26 protein-coding genes are annotated in these 22,940 nt (G+C 51.2%); 23 read left to right on the top strand and 3 right to left on the bottom strand.

The window, feature by feature from the left end:
• Window positions 1-13 precede the first annotated feature (13 nt).
• The gene (gene spo0A / locus WFK81_RS13050; RefSeq protein ID WP_336786846.1) at window positions 14-832 is read left to right on the top strand and encodes a sporulation transcription factor Spo0A; all 819 of its coding nucleotides are present in this window, start codon (window positions 14-16) and stop codon (window positions 830-832) included.
• Between the two features lie 114 nt (window positions 833-946).
• Here the strand turns inward: spo0A and WFK81_RS13045 are convergent, their stop codons facing one another.
• Window positions 947-1,240 (bottom strand): DUF2627 domain-containing protein, encoded by a 294-nt coding sequence (locus WFK81_RS13045; protein WP_201003640.1) that lies wholly within the window; start codon window positions 1,238-1,240, stop codon window positions 947-949.
• A gap of 291 nt (window positions 1,241-1,531) precedes the next feature.
• Here WFK81_RS13045 and lpdA point away from each other — a divergent pair, with 291 nt between their 5' ends.
• The 6 genes from lpdA to WFK81_RS13015 all read left to right on the top strand — a co-directional run bounded on the left by lpdA (window position 1,532) and on the right by WFK81_RS13015 (window position 8,425).
• On the top strand, window positions 1,532-2,959 hold the full coding sequence (gene lpdA / locus WFK81_RS13040; RefSeq protein ID WP_336786845.1) for a dihydrolipoyl dehydrogenase: 1,428 nt from the start codon (window positions 1,532-1,534) through the stop codon (window positions 2,957-2,959).
• Window positions 2,960-3,054: 95 nt separating this feature from the next.
• Window positions 3,055-4,068 carry a thiamine pyrophosphate-dependent dehydrogenase E1 component subunit alpha gene (locus tag WFK81_RS13035; RefSeq protein WP_336786844.1) on the top strand — a complete coding sequence of 338 codons (1,014 nt, stop codon included), beginning with the start codon at window positions 3,055-3,057 and terminating at the stop codon, window positions 4,066-4,068.
• Between the two features lies 1 nt (window position 4,069).
• Complete coding sequence (locus tag WFK81_RS13030) at window positions 4,070-5,053, top strand: alpha-ketoacid dehydrogenase subunit beta (RefSeq protein ID WP_336786843.1); 984 nt, start codon at window positions 4,070-4,072, stop codon at window positions 5,051-5,053.
• Between the two features lie 37 nt (window positions 5,054-5,090).
• Window positions 5,091-6,404, top strand: coding sequence for a dihydrolipoamide acetyltransferase family protein (locus WFK81_RS13025; protein WP_336786842.1), 1,314 nt, complete (start codon window positions 5,091-5,093; stop codon window positions 6,402-6,404).
• A gap of 21 nt (window positions 6,405-6,425) precedes the next feature.
• Window positions 6,426-7,145, top strand: a complete 720-nt coding sequence (lipB, locus tag WFK81_RS13020) for a lipoyl(octanoyl) transferase LipB (RefSeq protein WP_336786841.1) — start codon at window positions 6,426-6,428, stop codon at window positions 7,143-7,145.
• A 152-nt stretch (window positions 7,146-7,297) separates the two neighbouring features.
• The gene (locus WFK81_RS13015; RefSeq protein ID WP_336786840.1) at window positions 7,298-8,425 is read left to right on the top strand and encodes a M20/M25/M40 family metallo-hydrolase; all 1,128 of its coding nucleotides are present in this window, start codon (window positions 7,298-7,300) and stop codon (window positions 8,423-8,425) included.
• A 42-nt stretch (window positions 8,426-8,467) separates the two neighbouring features.
• Here the strand turns inward: WFK81_RS13015 and mciZ are convergent, their stop codons facing one another.
• Window positions 8,468-8,599: a Z-ring formation inhibitor MciZ gene (mciZ, locus tag WFK81_RS13010; protein ID WP_336786839.1), complete on the bottom strand. Its 132-nt coding sequence runs from the start codon at window positions 8,597-8,599 to the stop codon at window positions 8,468-8,470.
• 101 nt (window positions 8,600-8,700) lie between these two features.
• Here mciZ and WFK81_RS13005 point away from each other — a divergent pair, with 101 nt between their 5' ends.
• The 3 genes from WFK81_RS13005 to fur all read left to right on the top strand — a co-directional run bounded on the left by WFK81_RS13005 (window position 8,701) and on the right by fur (window position 10,541).
• Window positions 8,701-9,258, top strand: coding sequence for an NUDIX hydrolase (locus tag WFK81_RS13005; RefSeq protein WP_336786838.1), 558 nt, complete (start codon window positions 8,701-8,703; stop codon window positions 9,256-9,258).
• A gap of 87 nt (window positions 9,259-9,345) precedes the next feature.
• On the top strand, window positions 9,346-9,978 hold the full coding sequence (gene spoIIM / locus WFK81_RS13000; protein WP_336786837.1) for a stage II sporulation protein M: 633 nt from the start codon (window positions 9,346-9,348) through the stop codon (window positions 9,976-9,978).
• Window positions 9,979-10,082: 104 nt separating this feature from the next.
• Window positions 10,083-10,541 carry a ferric iron uptake transcriptional regulator gene (fur, locus tag WFK81_RS12995; protein WP_336786836.1) on the top strand — a complete coding sequence of 153 codons (459 nt, stop codon included), beginning with the start codon at window positions 10,083-10,085 and terminating at the stop codon, window positions 10,539-10,541.
• Between the two features lie 72 nt (window positions 10,542-10,613).
• Here fur and WFK81_RS12990 read toward each other — a convergent pair whose 3' ends face one another.
• Complete coding sequence (locus WFK81_RS12990; protein ID WP_336786835.1) at window positions 10,614-11,753, bottom strand: S8 family peptidase; 1,140 nt, start codon at window positions 11,751-11,753, stop codon at window positions 10,614-10,616.
• Window positions 11,754-11,974: 221 nt separating this feature from the next.
• Between WFK81_RS12990 and ald the strand changes: the two genes are divergently transcribed.
• From ald to WFK81_RS12925, 13 genes are all read left to right on the top strand, one after another.
• Window positions 11,975-13,117: an alanine dehydrogenase gene (ald, locus tag WFK81_RS12985; RefSeq protein WP_336786834.1), complete on the top strand. Its 1,143-nt coding sequence runs from the start codon at window positions 11,975-11,977 to the stop codon at window positions 13,115-13,117.
• A 97-nt stretch (window positions 13,118-13,214) separates the two neighbouring features.
• Window positions 13,215-13,439, top strand: a complete 225-nt coding sequence (locus WFK81_RS12980; protein ID WP_336786833.1) for a YqzK family protein — start codon at window positions 13,215-13,217, stop codon at window positions 13,437-13,439.
• Window positions 13,440-13,582: 143 nt separating this feature from the next.
• Window positions 13,583-14,473 (top strand): site-specific tyrosine recombinase XerD, encoded by an 891-nt coding sequence (gene xerD, locus WFK81_RS12975; RefSeq protein WP_336786832.1) that lies wholly within the window; start codon window positions 13,583-13,585, stop codon window positions 14,471-14,473.
• Between the two features lie 199 nt (window positions 14,474-14,672).
• Window positions 14,673-15,857 carry a phosphopentomutase gene (deoB, locus tag WFK81_RS12970; protein WP_336786831.1) on the top strand — a complete coding sequence of 395 codons (1,185 nt, stop codon included), beginning with the start codon at window positions 14,673-14,675 and terminating at the stop codon, window positions 15,855-15,857.
• Window positions 15,858-15,881: 24 nt separating this feature from the next.
• A complete protein-coding gene (locus WFK81_RS12965; RefSeq protein WP_336786830.1) occupies window positions 15,882-16,712 on the top strand; it encodes a purine-nucleoside phosphorylase in 831 nt (276 codons plus the stop codon).
• Window positions 16,713-16,822: 110 nt separating this feature from the next.
• A complete protein-coding gene (locus WFK81_RS12960; protein ID WP_336786829.1) occupies window positions 16,823-16,987 on the top strand; it encodes an aspartyl-phosphate phosphatase Spo0E family protein in 165 nt (54 codons plus the stop codon).
• 27 nt (window positions 16,988-17,014) lie between these two features.
• Window positions 17,015-18,343: a pyrimidine-nucleoside phosphorylase gene (locus WFK81_RS12955; protein WP_336786828.1), complete on the top strand. Its 1,329-nt coding sequence runs from the start codon at window positions 17,015-17,017 to the stop codon at window positions 18,341-18,343.
• 184 nt (window positions 18,344-18,527) lie between these two features.
• The gene (locus WFK81_RS12950; protein WP_336786827.1) at window positions 18,528-19,745 is read left to right on the top strand and encodes a D-alanyl-D-alanine carboxypeptidase family protein; all 1,218 of its coding nucleotides are present in this window, start codon (window positions 18,528-18,530) and stop codon (window positions 19,743-19,745) included.
• A 121-nt stretch (window positions 19,746-19,866) separates the two neighbouring features.
• A complete protein-coding gene (gene spoIIAA / locus WFK81_RS12945; RefSeq protein WP_015843938.1) occupies window positions 19,867-20,220 on the top strand; it encodes an anti-sigma F factor antagonist in 354 nt (117 codons plus the stop codon).
• The gene (spoIIAB, locus tag WFK81_RS12940; protein ID WP_127494291.1) at window positions 20,220-20,663 is read left to right on the top strand and encodes an anti-sigma F factor; all 444 of its coding nucleotides are present in this window, start codon (window positions 20,220-20,222) and stop codon (window positions 20,661-20,663) included. The genes spoIIAA and spoIIAB overlap by 1 nt, the downstream gene beginning before the upstream one ends.
• 19 nt (window positions 20,664-20,682) lie before the next feature.
• Window positions 20,683-21,438 carry an RNA polymerase sporulation sigma factor SigF gene (sigF, locus tag WFK81_RS12935; RefSeq protein WP_015843940.1) on the top strand — a complete coding sequence of 252 codons (756 nt, stop codon included), beginning with the start codon at window positions 20,683-20,685 and terminating at the stop codon, window positions 21,436-21,438.
• Between the two features lie 403 nt (window positions 21,439-21,841).
• Complete coding sequence (locus WFK81_RS12930) at window positions 21,842-22,492, top strand: stage V sporulation protein AA (protein ID WP_336786826.1); 651 nt, start codon at window positions 21,842-21,844, stop codon at window positions 22,490-22,492.
• On the top strand, window positions 22,485-22,913 hold the full coding sequence (locus WFK81_RS12925) for a stage V sporulation protein AB (protein ID WP_442956057.1): 429 nt from the start codon (window positions 22,485-22,487) through the stop codon (window positions 22,911-22,913). The genes WFK81_RS12930 and WFK81_RS12925 overlap by 8 nt, the downstream gene beginning before the upstream one ends.
• Window positions 22,914-22,940 lie beyond the last annotated feature (27 nt).

Here is a 22,940-nt window from a genome sequence, read left to right as displayed (position 1 = left end):
GGAGGACCAGACCTTGCACAAGATCGAAGTATTGCTGGCAGATGACAATCGTGAATTCACCAATTTATTATCCGAATACATATCGGAACAAAATGATATGAACGTAAGCGGAGTGGCTTATAACGGTGAAGAGGTATTGTCTTATTTCGAAGAAGGCAGAAAAGTACCTGATGTTCTAATCCTTGATATTATAATGCCTCACCTGGATGGCTTAGGCGTTCTGGAACGCATTAAAGAATTGAATATCACGCCAATGCCTAAAATCATCATGCTGACTGCATTTGGTCAAGAGAACATCACCCAAAAAGCCGTTCAGCTTGGCGCATCTTATTATATTTTGAAACCATTCGATATGGAAATCCTTGCGAATCGGATTCGTCAATTGGTGGGCAATACCACGTTTGCTTCCTCGGCATCGTTTAGCAGTTCTGCCGCAACAACGACGGTCAAATCAAACGTCGTGCCTCTTGCCAAAGGCAAAAATCTCGACGCCAACATTACAAGCATCATTCATGAAATTGGAGTGCCAGCCCATATCAAAGGCTATCAGTATTTGCGCGAAGCGATTACGATGGTGTACAACAACATTGAAATTCTTGGAGCTATTACAAAAACGTTGTATCCTGCGATTGCAGAAAAGTTCAAAACAACGCCATCCCGCGTTGAACGTGCCATTCGCCACGCTATTGAGGTGGCTTGGACACGCGGCAACATTGACAGCATCTCGCATCTGTTCGGCTATACCATCAACATCAGTAAATCCAAGCCTACAAATTCCGAATTTATCGCAATGGTCGCTGATAAGCTCCGCATCGAACACAAAGTAAGCTAAAGAATAAAACCGCTATTTATTATTGGTCTACCCAATATGAAGGCGGTTTTTCTTTTCAGGGCAAAAAAACACCCCGCAATACTCGAAGAGTAGCAGCGGGGTGTTCTATGTCCGTTATGCTTGCGGCTTAGGCGGTCGTGGACGTTTTGGACGGAATCTTGGGGCTACGTAATTCCGTTTACGGTCGCGGAAGAAGATCCAGCCGCCAATAAAGCCAACTCCAATGGCAAAGAGTACAAGTCCAAACAAAAAGCTCAGCCAAGCAAAATCAGGTTTTATGGCATCGTTTCCAAAATCGGAGAAGTAATTAAATAAGGCATTTTTCATCTTAAGAAAACCGATACAGGCGGCAATACCGGGGATGACGAGCAGTAGTACGGCAACTAGACGGGCGGCAACTAATCTCATATGTATGATGTTCTCCTTGTATCCGTTATTAAACATTCCTTTCTATGATACCTTTTTCTGCAGGCAGTGTCTATTTCGGAAATTTAACGATGTAAATCGAATTGAAAAAAGGTACAATAGGACGAGTGGTAATTAAGAGGATGCTTACAAAGCAAGAATTGTCACAAAACACACACACATAATTAGGTTTACCAGGCAACAACTCTTAGCGAAAGCTTTCGAAGTATGAATCATCACGATGACCGCAGTACGGCCATTGTGATGATAATTCATTTCAGGAGGGAATACAGAATGACAATCCAAGTGGATGTAGCTGTGCTTGGCGGTGGCCCCGGCGGATATACAGCGGCGATTAGAGCTGCTCAGCTGGGCAAAAGCGTAGCTATCGTGGAGCTCGATAAGCTGGGCGGCACTTGCTTACATAGAGGATGTATACCAAGCAAATCGCTGCTTCGCAGCGCCGAGGTCTATGCGACTTTGCTTGAAGCGGATAAATACGGAGTTTCCGTAACAGAGGGTGCTCTGTCATTGGATTTCAATAAAGTTCAGGACCGTAAGGAAAAGACGGTTGAACAATTGCATCGTGGCCTTAAAGGCTTGATGAAGAAGTATGATATTCAAATTATAAACGGAAAAGGCCGCATTATTGGCCCGTCCATCTTTTCGCCGCGCAGCGGTTCGCTTGCCGTTGAACTTGCCGATGGAGAGATGGAATCGGTCGTTTCCACGAACCTGATTATCGCAACGGGCTCACGCCCTCGTCATCTGCCGGGGCTAAAACCGGACGGGGTGCATATCTTGTCCAGCGACGATGCTCTTCAGCTCGAGAAGCTTCCGGAATCGATGTTAATCGTTGGCGGAGGCGTTATCGGCGTGGAATGGGCGTCGATGCTTCAGGATTTCGGCGTTCAGGTAACCTTGGTTGAAGTTGGCGCAAGACTTCTTCCTGGTGAAGATGCGGAAGTGTCGGCAGAGCTGACAAGACTGCTTCGCCGCCGCGGAGTGCGGGTACTCACAAATGTTCAGCTCAAAACCGAAGAGCTCTCGATAAATGGAGATGAAGTATCCATTACAGCAGAAACTTCCGAAGGAAATATTATGCTTACGGCAAGCAAGCTGCTCCTATCTGTCGGCCGACAGGCGAACATTGAAAACATCGGTCTTGAGAATACGGATATTCAAACCAAAAACGGCTTTATATACGTTAACGAATTCGGTCAAACAACGGAGCCTCATATTTATGCGATTGGCGATGTCATCGGTGGCGTTCAGCTTGCGCATGCCGCTTCCCACGAAGGCGTAGCAGCAGCCGAGCATATTGCGGGTCACAAGAAAGCAGCTGTTGATCCCAATCTTATTCCGCGCTGCATCTATTCTCGCCCGGAAGTGGCTTCATACGGCCTTACGGAAGACGGCGCACGGACAAAAGGGCATGATATTAAGACCGGTAAAATTCCATTTGCCGCAATCGGCAAAGCTCTTGTGCTAGGAGAAGCAGACGGTTTTGTGAAGGTCATTGCCGACCGCAAGACCAACGACATTATTGGCGTTCATATGATTGGTCCTCATGCGACAGATTTGATCTCCGAGGCTTCGCTTGCCGGACTGCTGAATGCAACGCCTTGGGAAGTAGGCCAGCTTATTCATCCGCATCCAACGTTATCCGAAGCTCTTGGGGAAGCTATGCTTGCCATTGACGGCAAATCGCTTGCTCTCTAGGGAAGGATTTTCTTTTTCGGCCGAATGCGGTTATAATAGGTAATATCAAGTCTTAGTACCTGGTTTTAAAATCAGGTTAAAGGAGGCACAACCTCATGAGTCAATCAACCGAACAAACCTTTCGTCATAACGAATTAGGCTTAACCAATGAACAGGCTCTGGAAATGTACGCCATGATGGTGCTCGCCCGTAAATTCGACGAGCGCAACTTGCTGCTGCAAAGAGCGGGTAAAATTAATTTCCACGTCTCCGGCATCGGCCAGGAAGTTGCTCAAGTTGCAGCTGCCTTTGCGCTCGACCGGGAGAATGACTATTTCCTGCCTTATTATCGCGATTATGGATTTGTCCTTGCCGTCGGCATGACGGTAAAAGAATTAATGCTGTCTGTTTTTGCGAAAGCAGAAGACCCGAACAGCGGAGGCCGCCAGATGCCTGGCCACTTCGGAAGCAAGCGTCTCCGGATCGTAACGGGCTCCAGCCCGGTTACTACGCAGGTGCCGCATGCGGTAGGTATTGCTTTGGCCGCGAAAATGAAAAATAAACCGATCGTAAGCTTTGTAACCTTTGGGGAAGGCTCGAGCAACCAGGGCGATTTCCATGAAGGCTGCAACTTTGCCGGAGTACATAAACTTCCGGTTATCTTGATGTGCGAGAACAACCAGTATGCAATCTCGGTGCCGATTAGCAAACAGCTGGGCGGACGGGTAGCTGACCGTGCCCTCGGTTACGGCTTCCCGGGCTATCAGGTTGACGGCAATGATGCTCTTGAAGTATTCCGGGTGGTGAAGGAAGCTCGCGAGCGTGCGATCGCCGGCGAAGGGCCGACGCTGATTGAAGCGATGATGTACCGCTTGTCCCCGCACTCTACTTCCGATAACGATCTAGCGTACCGCACGAAGGAAGAAGTAGATGAGAACCGGGCGAAGGACGGCATCCCGAAATTTAAAACTTATCTGGAAGAATGCGGCCTCTGGAATGAAGAGCTTGAGGCTGAGCTTCAAGCGCGTACCCGCAAGATGATCGATGAAGCAACGGAATACGGCGACAACGCGCCATTCCCGGCGCCAGAATCCGTACTGTTGCACGTATACGCGGAGGAGGGACGCTAAGATGGCAAAAATGGATTATATCGATGCGATTCGTTTGGCAATGAAAGAAGAGATGGAGCGCGACGAAGACGTATTCGTGCTTGGGGAAGACGTTGGCGTAAAGGGCGGCGTATTCACGACAACCAAAGGGCTGCTTGAGCAGTTCGGCGAGATGCGCGCGCTTGATACGCCGCTTGCCGAGTCCGCTATTGCAGGGGTTGCAATAGGTGCGGCGATGTACGGCATGAAGCCGATTGCGGAAATGCAATATTCGGACTTCATGTTCCCGGCTACCAACCAAATTATCAGCGAAGCGGCAAAAATCCGTTACCGCTCCAACAACGACTGGAGCTGCCCGGTTGTCATCCGTGCGCCGATCGGCGGCGGTATTTTTGGCGGATTGTATCACTCGCAATGCCCGGAATCGGTATTTTTCGGAACGCCAGGCCTTAAGATTGTAGCGCCTTACACGGCTTACGATGCAAAAGGTTTGTTAAAAGCGGCGGTCCGTGATCCCGATCCGGTTATTTTCTTCGAAAATAAAAAATGCTACAAGCTTATCAACGGCGATGTACCGGAAGACGATTATGTTGTTGAGATCGGGAAAGCCAACGTGCTGCGCGAAGGCGACGACATTACCGTTATCGGTTACAGCATGCCGCTTATGTTTGTTGAGCAGGCAGCCGCAGAGCTTGAGCAGGAAGGCATCAGCACTCATATTCTTGACCTTAGAACGCTGCAGCCGCTCGACAAGGAAGCCATTCTTACGGCTGTCCGCAGGACGGGCAAAGTATTGATTATTCATGAAGATAATAAGACTGGCGGCGTAGGTGCTGAAGTATCGGCTATTATTGCGGAAGAGCTGCTGTATGAGTTGGATGCTCCTATCCAAAGACTTTGCGGTCCGGATGTGCCGGCGATGCCGATTAACCCGCCGGGCGAGAAATTCTTCATGCTCAATAAAGATAAAGTAAAAGAAGCAATGCGCAATTTGGCGCTATACTAAGCGACAAGTACGTGTCAGGTAGGGAGATGGATAATTTATGAAATCGGTAAAGGAGATCGTCATTCCTCAGCTGGCGGAATCATTGGTCTCGGCGACAATTGATAAGTGGCTGAAGCAGCCAGGTGACCGCATTGAAATGTATGAACCGATCTGTGAGCTTATTACGGATAAAGTAAGCGCGGAGCTGCCGTCCACGATTGCCGGCACGCTGGTCGAGATTCTGGTCGGCAATGGCGAGACAGTGCCGGTCGGAACGCCGGTATGCCGTGTCGAGACGGAAGCAGCCCCATCGGAAGCCGCGGGAGCTTCGGAAACAACAGATGCGGCCGGCGCAAGCCTAAATTCGGAACCAGCCGATGAAGGCGACAAGTCGATGCGCAACCGCTTCTCGCCGGCTGTTCAACAGCTTGCGGCCGAGCATGGCGTCCGACTGGCTGACGTGCCGGGAACGGGCCTTGGCGGAAGAATTACTCGGAAGGATATTCTGGCTTACGTAGCTTCCGGCGCGGGACAAGCGCCTGCTCCTGCCGCGGCCAAGCCGGTCACGCCTCCGCCAAGCACAACCGTATCGGAAGTGCGTTCATCCGGTCTGCATTTAACGGAGACGCCTCGTACGCCAACCGTACCTAGTCAAAGCGCCTCAATTGCGGGCCGCGGGGAAGATTTTATCGACGTATCGCCGATCCGGAGCGCAATCGCGCGCAATACGATGCTTAGCGTCAATGAAATTCCGCATGGCTGGATGATGATTGAAGTCGACGTTACCAATCTGGTGCAGCTCCGCAACAAGGTGAAGGATGAATTCATGAAGCGCGAAGGCATTAATTTAACGTATCTGGCCTTTGTTCTCAAGGCTGTCGTTAATGCGCTGAAAGACTTCCCGATCATGAACTCGATGTGGGCCGTCGATAAAATTATCGTGAAACGGGATATCAATATCTCCCTTGCAGTCGGAACGGAAGAGTCCGTCGCGACTCCGGTTATCAAAAATGCCGATCATAAGACGATTGCCGGCCTCGCGCGGGAAATCGATGATCTGGCACGCCGCGGACGCGAAGGCAAGTTGACGCTGAGCGATATGCAAGGCGGTACCTTTACCGTCAACAATACGGGCTCCTTTGGTTCGATTATTACGAACCCGATTATTAATTATCCGCAAGCTGCTATTCTGACCTTTGAATCGATTGTGAAGCGTCCTGTCGTCATTAACGACATGATTGCGATCCGTTCGATGGCGAATATGTGCCTGTCGCTTGACCACCGCGTACTGGATGGCGTAATATGCGGCCGCTTCCTGCAGCGCGTGAAGGATAATTTGGAAGGCTTTAACTTAGATACGAAATTGTACTAGAAGAAACGGGGTAATCCGAGCATGACTGACACGGCATCTAAACACGTGGAGCGGCAATTGGAGGCCCGGTATATTCCGATGATCGGTTATGCGGAAGCTTGGGAAATGCAGAAATCGATCGTGCGGCTGATCAGCCAGGAGGAGCGTCAGGAGACGCTTCTCCTTCTTCAGCATCCGCCTACTTATACGCTCGGCACGGACCGTCATCACGAGCATCTGCTGCTTAGCGAGGATGAATTGAACGAGCGCGGAATATCGGTCTTTGAAATCGACCGCGGCGGGGATATTACTTATCATGGGCCGGGACAATTAGTCGGCTATCCGATGCTGTTCCTGCCGATGGAAGGATTGGATCTGCATGCTTATCTGCGAAATGTAGAACAGGCTATAATTAATTGGCTGGCCGAATATGGTATAGAAGCGGGGAGAAAGCCGGAATATACGGGAGTATGGGTCGGCAATGAGAAAATCGCCGCAATCGGCGTGAAATTCAATCGTGCCCGCGATCGCGGCGGTTTTGTAACGAGCCATGGCTTTGCCTTGAATATCGAAGCCGGAATTGGCAACGAAGGCTTCAGCGGCATTATTCCATGCGGCATTCAGGAGTATGGGGTGACATCCTTTAACGACTTGTCCGGCATTACGCTGACCGTCGAAGAGGCAGCGCGGCAGCTGCTGCCGCATTTCTGCCGTGTATTCGGGTTTAAGACTCCCGATCTGTTAGAGCAGCGAGCTGAGTGAAGCAACAAGCGTCGTAATGACAAGGGCAGTAACAACAAGAATCGCAACTAGACGAATAAGCTTTTGCATCTTCAAGTGTAAAAACTCCTTTCTTTTTAAAAAAACAAGCTCCCGTCTATTGTAATCGAAAACAGAGAGCGGAGGAAATAGCTATGGTTAATCGGGAACGGATCGTCAGCGAGTTTATCGAGCTCGTTAAGGTAGACAGCGAGACAAGATTCGAGCAGGAAATCAGCAAAGTGCTGAAAGCAAAGTTTTCGGAGCTGGGACTTTCCATTGAGGAAGACGATGCGATGGAAAAAACGGGGCATGGCGCAAACAATTTGTTTGCTCTGCTGGAAGGTACGGGAGAAGCGGGCGCGCCTACGATTTTGTTCACTTCCCATATGGATACCGTAGCGCCGGGCAACGGCATCAAGCCGCAAATTGACAGCGACGGTTACATACGCAGCGACGGCACAACGATACTCGGCAGCGACGATAAAGCAGGGCTTGCCGCCATGCTCGAAGCCATCCGCGTGCTCAAGGAAAACAATATCCCCCATGGACCGATCCAATTCGTCATTACAGTCGGAGAAGAATCCGGTCTGCTGGGCGCGCGAAATATGGATGCCTCCAAATTGAAAGCATCGTTTGGCTATGCGATTGATTCCAATGGTTCCATTGGGGATATGGCCGTTGCAGCGCCTACCCAAGCGAAAATCATCATGAAGCTGCATGGCAAATCGGCGCATGCAGGCGTAAATCCGGAGGATGGCATCAGCGCGATACAAGTAGCCGCAAAAGCGATCTCCCGCATGCCGCTTGGGCGAATCGACAAAGAAACAACGGCTAATATCGGCAGCTTTGAGGGCGGCGGCGCAACCAATGTGGTCTGCGATTTCGTGAAGCTTGTAGCGGAAGCCCGCAGTATCGTGCAGGAGAAGCTTGACCGTCAGGTGGACGCGATGCGCGAGGCGCTGGAGAGTGCGGCGGAGGAATTTGGCGCAAGAGCGGAATTTGAAAGCCAATTGATCTACCCGGCTTATGTCCATGACGATAACTCGCCGGTTGTCCAGCTGGCCAAGTCGGCAGCGACGGCAATCGGGCTTACGCCGCGCACGTTCCATTCCGGGGGCGGAAGCGACGCGAATATTTTCAATGGACTCGGCGTGCCTACGGTCAATCTGGCTGTTGGTTACGAGCATATTCATACAACGAAGGAACAGATCAAGGTTGCCGATCTTGTGAAAATTACGGAGCTCGTTATCGAGATTATCAAACAAGCCGCTAAAGGTTAAACATCGGTGAATAAACGGCTTGTCCAAGAAAGGATAAGCCGTTTATTTCGTTTTTTGCGGGGAAAGCAGCTTTTGAAGAGGGATATCCATCCGGGAGAGCTTGCGGAGCTGGCTTTGAATTTCCCAGGCTTTACCGACGAGTCTCAGTTCATTATGCGTTATATATTGCTTCATTCTTCACACGCTCCTTTGCGAATCTCTTATATGCAATGGATATGTAAAAAAGGGACAAGTTATTCCGTATTTCATTATTCGAAGAACAGGGGAGAATCAGGATGACTCAGAACAACGAGCTTTGGCGGGAAGAAACAATCAGCACGCAACCTATTTTTGAAGGGAAAATGATTACGCTTCAGGTGGACACCGTCGCGATGCCGGATGGCCGTACGGCTACGCGCGAGATTGTAAAACATCCGGGCGCGGCTGCCGTTATGGCGCTGCTTGACGGAAAACTGCTTGTTGTCGAACAGTTCCGCAAGCCGCTGGAGAAATTCCAGATCGAAATTCCCGCCGGCAAGCTGGATGCCGGAGAAGATCCGATGGAGGCAGCGGCACGCGAGCTGGAAGAAGAAACAGGCTACCGGGCGGACAGTCTGAAGCTCGTCAGCGCTTTTTTTACCTCGCCAGGTTTTGCCGATGAGAAGCTGTATCTGTATTTCGCGGAAAATGTAACGGTTGGCACGCAGCATACGGATGAGGATGAGTATCTGCAAGTAGAAGCGATTACGCTGGAGCAGGCGGAGGCTTACATTGCGGAAGGGCGAATCAGCGACGCAAAGACGATTTTGGCCGTGTATGCTTGGAAGCTATACCAGTTGAACGGTACGATCTAAAACTTGTCCCGGCCGCTCTCTTGGACGTCATACGGTGAATAAAGGGAACATACACTTTATCATCAGGACAAGAAGGGAGAGTGTTCCATGCGTTCGCCAGCTTTTCAAAACGCGGTAAAAAACCAGCTGACCTTGTATGTATTTGTCGCCGTATTGTTTGTTGTAGGAGCCATTTTCGGCGGGCTGATGGTCAACGCTTTGACATTGGAGCAGCAGCAGGATTTGGCGGCGGATGTGAATCAATATATCAGGCTGGTGAATGACGGCGTAACGCCCGATGCGTCGCAGTCGTTCTGGGACAGCTTTATTTTTCACGGCAAATGGCTGTTTTTGTTGTGGTTTCTAGGCATATCGGTAGTGGGGATTCCGTTTGTTCTGGCGCTAGACTTTTTGAAAGGAGCGCTGGTCGGCTTTGCAGTGGGGTCTTTGATCTCCCAGCATGCCTGGAAAGGAGTATTGTTCTCGCTGGCTTCCGTTGCACCGCCGAATCTGATCATTGTGCCCGCCATTATGATAACCAGCGTTGCGGCCATAACCTTTTCGACCTATGTCATCAAGAACCGCCTGCTTCAGCAAAAAGGAGCTTTAGCCCCGCAAATCGCGGCGTTTACTTCCACGGCATTGCTAATGCTGCTGCTTTTGGCAGGAGCATCCTTGCTTGAAGCGTATCTCTCCCCTTATTTCATGCAGTGGGCCGCTCCTTATCTTTCCGGGGCCTGAGACAGCCGTCTGACGTCAAATGTTTGACTTTATGAACGGTTAACCCCTATAATGAAAGCAAACGTTTCCTGATGTTGGCGCAGACATGTGGTAGGGGGGAAATCATGGAAGCCCGGATTGAAAAGATTAAACAACAGTTGCAGTCGCAGGGCTACAAATTAACCCCGCAGCGTGAAGCAACCGTTCGCGTATTGCTTGAGAATGAAGAGGATCACTTAAGCGCCGAGGATGTATTCATGCTCGTAAAGGACAAGGCCCCGGAAATCGGACTCGCTACGGTATACCGCACGCTGGAATTGCTCAGCGAAATGCACGTAGTCGAGAAACTAAACTTTGGTGACGGCGTTGCCCGCTATGACCTTCGTACGGATAGCAGCAAGCATCACCATCATCATCTGATTTGCGTACAGTGCGGCGCAATGGACGAGATTAAGGATGATTGGCTTCTTCCGCTCGAAGAACGGCTGGAGCAGGAATATGGCTTTACCGTTATCGATCATCGTCTCGACTTCCAAGGCGTATGTCACCGTTGCAACGCGAATAATGACAAAGCAAATGAATAAACGGCTTTGCTGCCCAGCGTAACTGGACGGCAAAGCCGTTTTGGCGTTTCTTGGACGGTTTGATTTTTACAATTAGATACGATCCAGCTGAAGGAGGCCTGCTCCATGCTCGTTCGAGGAGTCGGAAGCAAGAGGGAGTGCCCAGCTCTTTAGCTGTTCCTTCACCTGAGCTGGACTTAGTCCCGCCTGACTGGATAACAGAAGGGCAATGCCGCCCGCGGCATGAGGGGAAGACATGCTGGTGCCGGATAATGTCATATAGCCGCCGTTCAGCCAGGTGGAGCGGATCTGTTCGCCTGGCGCAGCCAGGTCGATGCCCGAACCGCGGCTGCTAAATCCGGTAACTTTATCCGATATATCGGTAGCGGCGACCGCCATCACCTCGGGAAAAGAAGCGGGCGCATCAATCATTCCGCTTTCCTCGGTACCGGAGTTGCCTGCCGAGGCGACAATAACGATTCCCTGATTATAGGCTTTTGTAATAACATCCCTAAGCGCTCGGCTGACGGATGAACCAACCAAGCCAAAGCTCATGTTGATGACATTCATTTTATTGCGGATGCACCAGTCAACGCCGGCGATAATGCTTGAGACATACCCTCCGCCCCTGCTGTCCAAGGCTTTAACGGCATAGAGCTCGACATCAGGGGCTACCCCTTTAACCCCGTCCAAGCCTCTGGCTGCGGTAATTCCGGCTACATGAGTGCCATGGCCGTTATCATCCGCATAGCTGCCGCCCCGAATCGTGTTTACTCCTCCGGCAATTTGCAGATTTGGATGCGCCGCAATTCCCGTATCAATGATAGCGACTTTAATTTTTCCGCCGGTTGTCCGCGGCCATGCGGCATTTGCTTTAACGCGGCATATATTCCATGTCAGCTCTGGCGGGCATGCCGACATTGCATGGACCTTTTTGCTTCTTCCTGATGCCTTATGCTTTCTGAAGAGATGAACCCGGATCCGAACGTCGCTTTCGACTCTCTTTACTTCCGGGTGTCTCGTAATGGATTTCCATGGGCGGCGCTTGTCGAAATGGCAGCCGATCGTTCGGAGGGCAGGCATCCGTTTGTAAGGCTTAATCCCTTTAACACGGAGTTTTCTGAGGCATTTTTTATACGAATGGCCCGTTTTAAAAGTAATCAGTTTACGAACGGTATGTCTGGATGGGACACGCTTAGAGCTAGTGAACAGCAGTTTTTCCAGCTTTGGCATATACATTCTCCTATTCGTTCTATATAAAGATCGACAAAGCCAATGAAATGTGCTCGTTCAGTGTATGGGGGCCCTGCCAAGTTCGTTATGGTCACCTGTACGGATTACCGGCACATATTTTTCGATCGGGCTGGAAAAGGTAGGCTTATGGGCTAACATTTGTCCCTAAAGCTTCATACAACATAGTAGATAGTGCGCCACATTCCAGGAGGGGGAAGCTAATGATTATCGGCGTTCCGAAGGAAATTAAAGCGAGCGAGTACCGTGTTGCGCTTACCCCGGCAGGCGTAACCATGCTGAAGGCGGCAGGCCATAAGGTGATTGTGGAGACGAAAGCCGGCGAAGGAAGCGGATTCGAGGATCGGGATTACGAGTTGGAAGGGGCGGAAATTCGAGGAAACGCGTCGGAAGTATGGGGAGAAGCGGACATGATCATGAAGGTCAAGGAGCCGCTTAAGGAGGAATTCTCCTATTTCCGCGAAGGGCTGATCTTGTTTACGTATTTGCATCTTGCCGCTGCCCCCGAGCTTACCCGGGCTTTGATGGACAGCGGGGTAACGGGGATTGCCTACGAGACGATCCAGCTCCCAAACGGAAGCCTGCCTTTATTAACGCCAATGAGCGAAGTGGCAGGACGAATGGCCGTACAGGTGGGTTCGCAGTTTCTTGAAGCGTTTAATGGCGGAAGGGGAGTGTTATTGGGAGGCGTTCCTGGCGTACCGCCAGCGGAGGTCGTGATTATTGGCGGAGGAATAGTAGGAACCAACGCGGCGAAGATTGCTTTGGGAATGGGCGCTAACGTTGTGATTTTGGAAAAAAGCACAGACCGCATGAGATACTTGGATGATGTGTTTGGAGGACGGCTCCGTACGATCATGTCGAGTCCCTATAATATTGCGGAAGCTGTCGGCAGAGCGGATCTACTGATTGGAGCGGTCTTGATACCGGGTGCGAAAGCTCCGCATTTGGTTACGGAGACGATGGTGCAATCCATGAAAAAAGGCTCGGTTATCGTCGATGTGGCGGTTGACCAAGGCGGGTCGATTGCAACCGTTGACCGCCCAACCACGCACAAGGATCCCATCTATATGAAGCATGGCGTTGTCCATTATGCGGTTGCCAATATTCCGGGAGCGGTTCCGCGTACGTCTACCTTTGCGTTAACGAATGTGACAATGCCGTATGCGCTTGATCTTGCGAGTCGGGGGTGGGAGGTGATCAAAGGCAGCGTTCCTCTGCAAAAAGGCGTCAACACCCACCGGGGCACTGTCACCTATGAGCCGGTCGCAGCCGCTACGGGGCTCCCTTTCACTCCGCTGCAACGATGGCTGGACAGCATCGCTTTCGACAAACTTGAGCCTTAACCTTCAGCGAGTCTAGGCGCGGTTCAAGGTATAACCGCAATGCTTCCTTCATAGATTGATACGGATGGACAACCGTAAAAATAAAGGAGGAAGGCAGATGGTCCTCTCCCTGCGCAGATGGTTAAACCGTATCCTGTTTGTTGTCATATTTACCTTATTGCTTCTGATCGTGACGGGCAGCTATCGCTGGCTGGTTGACGCGATTGCGCCCGTCCACCCATATAGAGAGCCTAAAGGCGCTGCGTTAAAGGTATTTCAGGCTGATGCGGAAAAGGGCAGCATAACGGACCGGCTGAGGTGGTTTTATTGGTACGGCGAATGATTAATCCCGTTATGGAAATAAAAATGAAAAAGCAGGATTTGAACGGCCGGTTGTGGAATAGTTGGATAGCAGGATAACTTGCCCGCAGACAAGGGCCATAGTCCTATGGCCTTGATCATCTTTCTGTAACGAAAGGAACCGGCATGAAAGCTCAAGTAGAATCGTTTATACAATATCTAATGAACGAGCGCGCCTTATCCAGCAGCACGCTGGAGTCTTACGGACGTGACTTGCAAGGCTTGCTCGACTATCTGGAACAGCAATCGATTGCGAATGTGGCTGATGTAGGGCGTCACCATTTGTCGCATTATTTACTGCGTCTCAAAGAGAGCGGACGCAAGGCTTCGACGGTATCCCGGCATATTGCGTCCATACGCGCTTTTTTTCATTATATGGCGGTAAATGGCTATATTCAGCTTAATCCCGCCATCTACATAGAATCCCCCAAGCAGGAAAAGAAAGAACCAAGCGTGCTGTCGATGGAGAACGCCGGCCAGCTGCTTGAAACGCCTCAGCCGGTTACGGCTGCCGGGAAGCGGGATAAAGCGATGCTGGAGCTCCTGTATGCCACCGGGATCCGGGTGTCCGAGCTGATTTCGCTTGATGTGGGCAGCGTGAATTCCCAGTTAAATATCATTCGGTGCGTAGGCAGCGGCATGAAGGAGCGGATTATCCCGTTTGGCCGAATGGCTGCAACCGCCCTTGACGATTATTTGCAGAATGGCAGAGCGGAGCTGCTCAGGCATTCGGAGGACGAGCCCGCTTTGTTCCTTAATCAGCTTGGCACGAGGATGACCCGGCAGGGCTTCTGGAAGATGGTCAAAAAGTACGCCAAGGAAGCGGGAATCTCCGAAGAGATTACACCGCATACGCTTCGGCATTCGTTTGCGGCGCATCTTCTGGAGAACGGGGCTGATCTCCGGGCTGTCCAGGAGCTGCTTGGTCATGCCGATATTTCGACCACCCAGCGATATACGAAGGTCTCCAAGGCGAAAATGAAGGATGTATATTCGAATGCCCATCCCCGGGCATAGATGCAACGAATTGCATGTTGCAATTCTTAGGATTACGCTTACGAAGCAAGAATTGCAACCAAAACCATGTTGCAATTCTTAGGATTACGCTTACGAAGTAAGAATTGCAACCAAAACCATGTTGCAATTCTTAGGATTACGCTTACGAAGTAAGAATTGCAACCAAAACCATGTTGCAATTCTTTTTAGGAGGAAACCAATGAAATTTGATCGTATTGCAGTAATTGTGTTAGACAGCGTCGGCATCGGCGAATTGCCGGATGCTCCGTCGTTTGGGGACGGCGGATCCCATACGCTTGGCCATATTATTGAGCGTGTGCCCTCGATCCAGCTACCGAACCTGCGCCGCTGGGGACTTGACCGCATCGCGGACCTAGCGGACTGGAAGCCGGATGGAGAAGCCGAGGCTTACTACGGCAAAATGGCTGAAGTGTCGGTAGGCAAAGACACGATGACCGGACATTGGGAGCTGATGGGGCTCAATATTACGGTGCCTTTCCAGACATTCCCGGAAGGCTTTCCGGCCGAATTGATTCAGGCGTTTGAGGAACGTACCGGACGCAAGGTAATCGGCAATAAGCCGGCCAGCGGCACCGAGATTCTGGATGAGCTGGGCGCTGAGCAGATGGAGACGGGGGCTTGGATCGTCTACACGTCCGCCGACAGCGTATTCCAAATTGCGGCTCATGAGGACATTATTCCGCTTGAGGAGCTGTACCGCGGCTGCGAGATTGCCCGTGAATTAACGATGGACGAGCGGTTTGCTGTAGGCCGGGTTATCGCTAGACCGTATGTCGGGTCTCCGGGAGCCTTCAAGCGCACCCCGAACCGTCACGATTATGCGGTAAAACCGCCTGAAGCCACCGTCCTAAACCTGTTGAAGGATAACGGGCTCGACACCATCGCCATCGGAAAAATTAATGATATCTTTGACGGTGAAGGCATTACGGCGACAACGTCGACCAAAAGCAATGCCGACGGAATTGCCCGTACGATTGAAGCGCTGAAAAAGCCGTTCAAGGGTCTTTTGTTCACAAACCTTGTTGATTTTGATTCCCTGTACGGGCACAGGCGCGATCCGGAAGGATACGCGAAAGCCTTGGAGGAGTTTGACCGCGCGGTTCCGGAGCTCGAGAGCACGCTTGGGGAGCGCGACCTTCTGATCGTAACGGCCGACCACGGCAATGACCCGATCCATCCGGGAACCGACCATACGCGAGAGTACGTGCCGATTCTGCTGTACAGCCCGGCATTTGCAAATCCGGGGCGGCTGGACACAAGATCGACCTTCTCGGATCTCGGCGCGACAATTGCCGATAATTTCGGGTTGCCGGCACCATCAAACGGCGCAAGCTTCTTAAGCTTGTTAGAAACAAAAGAGTAACGAAGATAAGAGGAGGAACAAACGATGAGTTCTACTACAATGACAGCAGCGCAAATCAAAGAGGCAGCTGCCTTTATTGCGGGCAAAGTACAGGTTAAACCGGAGATTGGCCTGATTATGGGCTCCGGACTGGGCGTGCTTGGCGATCATATCGAAAATCCGGTCACGATCGACTATAGCGACATTCCGCATTTCCCGGTATCTACGGTTGAAGGCCATGCAGGGGAACTTGTAGTGGGCACCTTGTCCGGCAGAGCCGTAGTGCTCATGCGCGGCAGATTCCATATGTACGAGGGATACGGACCGGAACTGACCGCATTCCCCGTTCGCGTCATGAAGGCGCTTGGCGTTGCAACCTTGCTCGTAACAAATGCCGCGGGCGGCGTGAATCTCGATTATGAGGCCGGCAACCTGATGCTGATCTCCGATCATCTAAACATGACGGGCAAAAATCCGCTCATCGGTCCTAACGATAACGAGCTTGGCGTAAGATTCCCGGATATGTCCGAAGCTTACAGCAAGCGTCTGCGCGCGATCGCACGCGAAACGGCGGTTAAGCAAGGTCTCAAGCTGCAGGAAGGCGTTTACGCAGGTCTGCTTGGCCCAACGTACGAAACACCTGCCGAAATTCGCATGCTGCGCGTATTGGGCGCGGATGCCGTCGGCATGTCGACGGTTGCGGAAGTCATTGCGGCCCGCCATTCCGGCATAGAGGTGCTCGGTATTTCCTGTATCAGCAACATGGCCGCAGGGGTGCTTGACCAGCCGTTGTCGCATGATGAGGTTATGGAAACGACGGAACGCGTAAAGGCCGAATTTTTGGCGCTCGTGAAGGAAGTAATTCGTCAATTTTAAATTCCCGCTTGTAATCAAATTGTAACATTCGGCTCGACGGAATATGACAGTATTTGATGGCGGGATCGTCGTATAATGTCCATGATTATGGGATGATGGAGTGGAGAATCGTGGACAAGCTATTACTCGTCGAAATCGAGCAGCTTAGAGGGAAAATGGTTGAAAAAGCAATGAAAAAGAAAACACTTGTACATCGTGAGGTGCTCGAGCTAAGCCAGATGCTGGACGAATTGATCGTTCGGCAACAAATGCTGCGAGCGCATTCTCATAAATGACTGCGCGGCAGAAACGGAGTGAATAACATGCGAGCAGTAGATCTAATACAAAAGAAGCGGGACGGCGGAGAGCTGACTGCAAAAGAGTTGACGTTTCTGGTGGATGGCTATTGCGAGGGGGACATTCCGGATTATCAGATGTCGGCTTGGGCTATGGCGGTTCTCTTTCGGGGAATGACGCCTGCCGAGACGGCGGCACTTACGCTTGCCATGGCAAATTCGGGAGACCAGGTAGACTTGGCTCCTATAGCCGGAGTAAAGGTAGACAAGCACAGCACGGGCGGAGTAGGCGACAAGACAACGCTGATTATTGCCCCGCTTGTTGCTTCCGTTGGTGTTCCGGTTGCCAAAATGTCCGGCAGGGGACTTGGCCACACCGGGGGAACGATTGACAAATTGGAATCGATTCCAGGCTTTCAGACGGAGCTGACGAGGGAGAAATTCCTCGAACAAGTGAATGAGCTTGGACTTTCGGTTATCGGACAAAGCGGAAATCTGGCACCGGCAGACAAAAAGCTGTACGCGCTGCGGGATGTGACGGCTACCGTCGAATCCATACCTTTAATCGCGAGCTCTGTCATGAGCAAGAAGATCGCAGCCGGTGCCGATGCCATTGTGCTTGATGTGAAGACGGGAAGCGGCGCTTTTATGAAGACCGTGGATGATTCCGAGAAGCTGGCTCAAGCGATGGTGGAGATTGGTACCCAAGTGGGCCGTCAGACGGCGGCTGTCATCAGCGACATGGATCAGCCTCTCGGGTTCGCTATCGGCAATGCGCTGGAAGTCCGGGAGGCGATTGAAACGCTGCAGGGCAACGGACCTGAGGATCTTACCGAATTATGTCTAACCCTGGGCGCGCATATGGTTGTCTTGGGCGGAAAAGCTTCGACAGTTGCCGAAGCGAAAGAGCTGCTTCAAAGACAGCTTGATAATGGCGAAGCATTAGCCAAGTTCAAGCAATTTGTTGCCGCGCAAGACGGCGATGTTTCGGTTGTGGACGATGTTAATCGGTTACCGCAGGCGGCGGAGCAGGTAGAAGTAAAAGCCGCTGCCGCAGGGTTTATTGCAGCGATTGATGCGGAAGAGCTTGGAATCGCCGCGATGCTTCTTGGCGCTGGACGGGCAACGAAGGAAGCATCTATTGATTATTCCGTCGGCATCACGATCCGCAAGAAGGTTGGGGATGCGGTGAGAGAAGGCGATACGCTTGCCGTGCTTCATACACGTGCCCAGGATCCTGCCGTGGAGGAAGTTATAGCCAAAGTCCGCGAAGCTTACGCGGTAGCGGCCGAGAAACCGCAGGAACGTCCGCTTCTCTTGTCCGTTGTTACCGCGGAAGGAATTAATCGTTATTAGTTCCGTTCCGTTTAATAAACCGCCGTACTCCCTTAGGGAGTACGGCGGTTTTTGTTATGCTCGACATGTTTTTTTCGTGGAATATTTTTCATGAAAGAGGTCAAGACTGGAGAAGACAATATAGCCCAATTGCGGTGTAAGACGAAATGACAAGAACCGCATCATCTTTGAAGGAGACCTGCACATGAAAAAAGTTTGTACGAAGCTGTTCATTCTATTCGCTGCATTTGCCCTAACCGCGATGCCGGCTGCTGCTAACGCCAAGGCTGTTACGAGCGCTAAAGAGCCCGTACCCGGAACTCAAGGCCAACAGCAGCAGACCGCATCGCTCGATCTAGCACCTTCCGCTCGTTCGGCAGTCCTGATGGACGCGGACAGCGGAACCGTTATTTATGAGAAGGACAGCAACGTCAAGCTTCCTCCGGCCAGCATTACGAAGGTCATGACGATGCTGCTGATCATGGAAGCATTGGACGACGGGAAAATCAAATTGACCGACAAGGTGCCGACAAGCGAATACGCGGCTTCTATGGGCGGTTCTCAGATTTTCCTGGAACCCGGTGAAGAGATGACGGTTGACGAAATGCTGAAAGGAATCGCGATGGCCTCCGGGAACGATGCCTCTGTTGCCATGGCGGAGAAACTGGCGGGTTCCGAGCAGCAGTTTGTCGCTATGATGAATGAGAAAGCCAAGCAGCTTGGTTTGCAAAATACGCATTTTGCCAACTGCAACGGACTGCCGGCCGCCGATCATTACACTTCGGCACATGATATTGCCGTCATGTCGCGCGAGCTGCTGAAGCATTCCGAGATTACGAAATATACCGGGGCCTACCAGGATTATTTGCGCAAATCATCCGAGAAGCCCTTCTGGCTCGTGAACACGAACAAGCTTGTAAGGTTCTACAGCGGTGCCGACGGTCTCAAAACAGGCTTTACGAATGAAGCGAAATTCTGCTTAACGGCAACGGCCAAACGAGACAATCTGCGTGTGATCGCAGTCGTGATGGGCGAGCCAAACACCAAAACCAGAAATGCCGAAGTATCGCAAATGCTTGACTTCACATTCGCGCAATACACGACCCATCCTATCTTCAAAGAAGGCGACACGATGGGAACGATTAAGGTCGAGAAGGGCGCTGTGCGGGAAATGCCGCTTGTGGCGAAGCATCCTTACAGCATTTTGCTCAAAAAAGGCGCGAATACGCAAGATATTCGTTATGAACTGCAAATCAATGAGCCGCTTAAAGCACCGATTGCGATTGGACAATCCATCGGCAAGATTGTTGTCTATCAAGGCGACCAGGTGGTGAAGGAGTTCCCGGTGGACGCACCGCAGTCGATTGATAAAGCCGGTTGGTTCAAGCTGCTTAAACGCTCCTTCGGAGGGCTGTTCTCGTAGCGCATTTTGTCAGCTTCTAGCGCTTCTCTTCTAGTTTTGTCGCCGTGCAGGAAACCCGGGGATTCGCGGAGAAATCGTAGTGCGATCCAATAGCGAAGCCCAAAGGAGTTGAACGGCGACAATGAGTCTGCAAGCAGAACTGGAGCATTACCGTAATGTATTGATCGTGCGTCTCCGCGGAGAACTTGACCATCATACGGCGGATATTGTCCGCAATAAGATGGAGGCGGAGATCATGAGAGGGGAAAGCCACCACATTATTCTAAGCCTAAAGGATCTGCAGTTTATGGACAGCTCCGGATTAGGCGTCATTTTGGGCAGATACAAGCAGATTCGCAGCAAAGGCGGCAAAATGGTCGTATGCGACGTGAACCCGAGTGTTTACCGCCTGTTTGAAATGTCGGGCTTGTTTAAGATAATGAGCATTTACGACAATGAAAGAATGGCGATTTCTAGTCTGGAGGTGGTCTCGTAATGGGACGCAACGAAATGACGTTATCCTTTAGCGCCCGGTCGGAGAATGAGGCTTTTGCCCGTATTGCGGTGGCATCTTTCGTGTCGCAGCTGGACCCGACGCTTGAAGAACTGAACGATTTGAAGACGGCTGTGTCCGAAGCGGTCACGAATTCGATTATTCACGGTTACGACAGCGATCCTGCCGGCAAGGTAACCATTGAAGCCTCCATAGACGGGGACGTGGTATCCATTGCGATTTGGGACAATGGCAAGGGGATCGAGGACTTGGAGCTGGCGCGTCAGCCGCTTTTTACCTCCAAGCCGGAAATGGAACGTTCGGGCATGGGCTTTACGATTATGGAAAATTTCATGGACCGTTTTGAAGTAACCAGTGAGCTGGGCCAAGGTACGCGGGTAGCGATGCTTAAGCGTATTGAATCGAAAAAAGCGCTGTATAACTAGCGTATAGGGGTTGAACCTCATGGATGTCGATTTGAAGCAAACGGCTCAGCCGTATTTGGATGATGCGGAAGTCAAACGCTTGATAGCGTTAAGCCAATCCGGCGATACGATCGCCCGGGATACGCTTGTTCAATGTAACATAAGATTGGTTTGGTCAGTCGTGCAGCGGTTCATTAACCGCGGTTACGAGCCGGAGGATTTGTTCCAAATCGGGTGTATCGGGCTGCTGAAGTCCGTCGATAAATTCGACCTGTCCTATGACGTGAAGTTCTCTACCTATGCGGTGCCGATGATTATCGGCGAGATTCAGCGCTTTTTGCGTGATGACGGTACGCTTAAGGTCAGTCGTTCACTGAAGGAGACGGCGAATAAGGTTCGGAAAATGAAGGATGAGCTGTCCAAGACGCTTGGCCGTCTGCCGACGGTCAGCGAAGTGGCGGATCGGCTTGGCATCACGCCGGAGGATGTGGTCTTCGCGCAGGAAGCGAACAAGCCACCGACTTCGATTCACGAAACCGTATTCGAGAATGACGGCGATCCGATTACCTTGATGGATCAAATAGCGGACGACTCCCAGGAGCGCTGGTTCGACAAGCTTGCCTTGATCGAAGCGATTGAGGGCTTGAGCGAGCGCGAGCGCCTGATCGTATACTTACGTTACTATCGCGATAAAACCCAATCCGAGGTCGCCAGCCGCTTGGGGATATCCCAGGTTCAGGTGTCGAGGTTGGAGAAGAAAATTTTGCAGTCTATACGCGAACAAATTGCCCAGTAATGGCAATTTGTTCGTCGTAAAAAGCGAACAAATCGCGCAGTAGTAGCGATTTGTTCGTCGTAAAAAGCGAACAAATCGCGCAGTAGTAGCGCAAAAAGACCAAATGGCCGGGACCTTCTCAAGGTGCCGCAAAGCCATTTGGTCTTTTCTTTTTCCTCTCGGCTCGCAGCGGATAACTTTATCACCATGCTCCTGCAGCTTGGCTTCAAACGCGGTTTTGTTCCGCTCAAATTCGCTTGTCTTCGCTTGAACATCATTCGGAGCATATGAAAATGAAATCGGAAGAAGGTTATTCCTTGCGGCAGTTTCAATTTTTTACCTCTGCAAGCATGACTATCCGGTATCTCCTTTTCTCATACTAACAGGGAAGTAAACCCTAGCGGGAACAAAGGAATGATGACAGATGGACGCAACTCAGCCATCCGCCCTCTATCTGCGACTTAAGAAGAAAGTAAGTATCCGGCCGGAACGCAGCGTAACGCTGGGACAGGTATCCAGGCTGCTGGCGCCCAACGAGAAGCTGGAGCAGGAGCTCAGCGAGCTTGTGCTGTACCGCCATCACAAAGGGGACGGCAACCGGGTTGTCATTGATCTGCTTCAGATCGTGAGGGTTGTAAGGGAAGCGGCTCCCGAAATGACCGTGGAAGCTTATGGCGATCCCCAGGTACTCATAATGATATCCCCCAAACCCCGGAAGCCGCGTATTGCTGTACTTATATTCGCCTGGCTTCTGCTCTTTTTCGGAGCGGGACTTGCGATTATGAATTTCCACACGGATGTCAGCATGAAGGAGGTTCATATCCGGATCGTGGAGCTGCTGACCGGCAAGAGAACCGATCATCCCTTATGGTTCCAAATTCCGTATTCGATCGGAATCGGCCTAGGCATGATTCTGTTCTTTAACCATCTTTTCAAGAAGCGGTTCAATGAAGAACCCAATCCTCTGGAGGTGGAGCTGTTTACGTATCAGGAAAACGTAAATGCCTACGTAATCGCGGATGAGATGCGCAAAAAAAACCGTCATTACGGTGAGCGGGGCGATGACGATGAGTGATTGGCTGACGCACTTATTCGTGATGCTGCTAGGCCTCTCCGGAGGTCTTGCGGTCGGGAGCGGTCTGGTCGCTTTTCTGATTATACTCGACCTCATCCCAAGGCTTGCCCAGATCGCAAACGGCTATCGCGTGTCCGTATGGTTCGAGACCGCCGTTATTTGCGGTTCTATGTACTGGACATTCGCCGATTTTATGGACTGGCGATTAACGCTGCCGAAGGCGATTATACTTTCCATTTCCGGTTTGATGACCGGTATGTTCGTCGGCATGCTGGCAGGAGCGTTGACGGAGGTCATGAACGTGCTGCCGATTCTGGCGAAACGAATGAATCTATCCGATTATCTGGTTGGTCTTGTGATGGCAATGGTGCTTGGCAAAACACTGGGCTCTTTGTTTGATTGGCTGTATTTCCAGTGGTAGCTACTAATAACAGACACGGAGGTTGAT

The sequence above is a fragment of the Paenibacillus sp. MMO-177 genome (genome assembly GCF_037147795.1).
Taxonomy (GTDB): Bacteria; Bacillota; Bacilli; order Paenibacillales; family Paenibacillaceae; genus Pristimantibacillus.
This window is presented reverse-complemented; position numbering and strand designations above follow the sequence as displayed.